This window comes from Oleiphilus sp. HI0067, from assembly GCF_001635735.1.
The window spans coordinates 1-1,238 of record NZ_LWFI01001462.1 but is presented as its reverse complement, the minus strand read 5'-3'; the positions used below and the strand labels follow the sequence as shown (position 1 = coordinate 1,238).

Here is a 1,238-nt window from a genome sequence, read left to right as displayed (position 1 = left end):
CATGGTTACTCGCTGAACTGATAATGAAGCTATTGTTTTTTATTTTGCGCGTTTTTTATTTTTTTACGGTTATAAAATTAGCCTAGCACTATCTATACAAACTGCCTTTTTTTTGACCTTCTTTGTAAGCTTTAACGATAAAACAAGGACTTACGTCACTTTTTTACTACGGCGCGACGTTATTTTTATAAAAATAATGAAAATATTGGTCAAAATTTCGACTTTCTCAAATTTTAATCTAGAGTGAATTTTGAAGGCCAAAATAATAAACAGAGGCAAATTTAAAATGTTTCAGCTGAGTTTTAACCAGAAAGTCGGATTTGGTTTTGCGTTCATTATTATCTTGATATTGAGCTCAGGACTCTCATCTTTATGGAATTTAAATGACATCAACGAATCGACGTCGCGAGTTAACCAAACCGCGGTACCGGTCGTAAAGGAAAGTAATCAGGTTCAGATTCAATTGCTAAAACTCGCGAAATTAAGCGGTTTAGCATTCAACGCTGAAGATGCAGATAGTATTCGCGTTTATAAGCGTAAGTTTGATCAAGGTGTTAAAGACTTTGGCGGTCTTTATGAGAGCCTGGAAGAACTTGCAAAAGATGATGCGGATATGAAAGCCCTTGTTATCGGCATTAAGAGTAATTATGACTTTTATCGTTTCGCAGTAACTGAAATGTTCGAAGCAAAGTCGGCTACTTTGCTGGCTAATGAGCAAATGCATAACGAGGCCGGGACACTTTTCGATATGGCTGATGCGCTAGGTGGCTCATTAGTCGATCTACAGTACTTCATGGCAGACGGTAAAGATGCCGAGAATATGGAGCTCGTTGCTGGATTCGCAAACCAAGCAGATGCGAATGCTCTTTCAATCCTTAAGACGGTAGAAGAAGTGCAGCGCACGACAGACCTGAATGCTCTGTCTACCATGGATGACTTTAAGTTTGCACTGCAAGATTCCAAACTTTGGTATGACAAAGGTGCAGACGTCTTTAAAACATTCGGCGATGTGACCCTGCTTGATACAGTTGAACAATCATACGCAGAGTTGAGTGCTCACTTCGATAAAACGCCTTCAATTATCGATTACAAGATGACAGAGCTTGAGCAAATCGAACTGGCTCGAGCAAAACTTCGCGAAGCGGATGCTGCGGTATCGCAATCCGTTGAAGGTCTGGATGAGCTGCTTAAGAGTGCAGATGTTCAGTTCAGCTTCTTGCAAGGTGAAGTATTGGGTA

The 1,238-nt window shown here is 40.2% G+C and carries 1 protein-coding gene; it reads left to right on the top strand.

The window, feature by feature from the left end; genetic code table 11:
- Positions 1-286 precede the first annotated feature (286 nt).
- Positions 287-1,238: MCP four helix bundle domain-containing protein (locus tag A3739_RS23855; RefSeq protein ID WP_156502799.1), on the top strand; the 952-nt coding region annotated here is incomplete at its 3' end.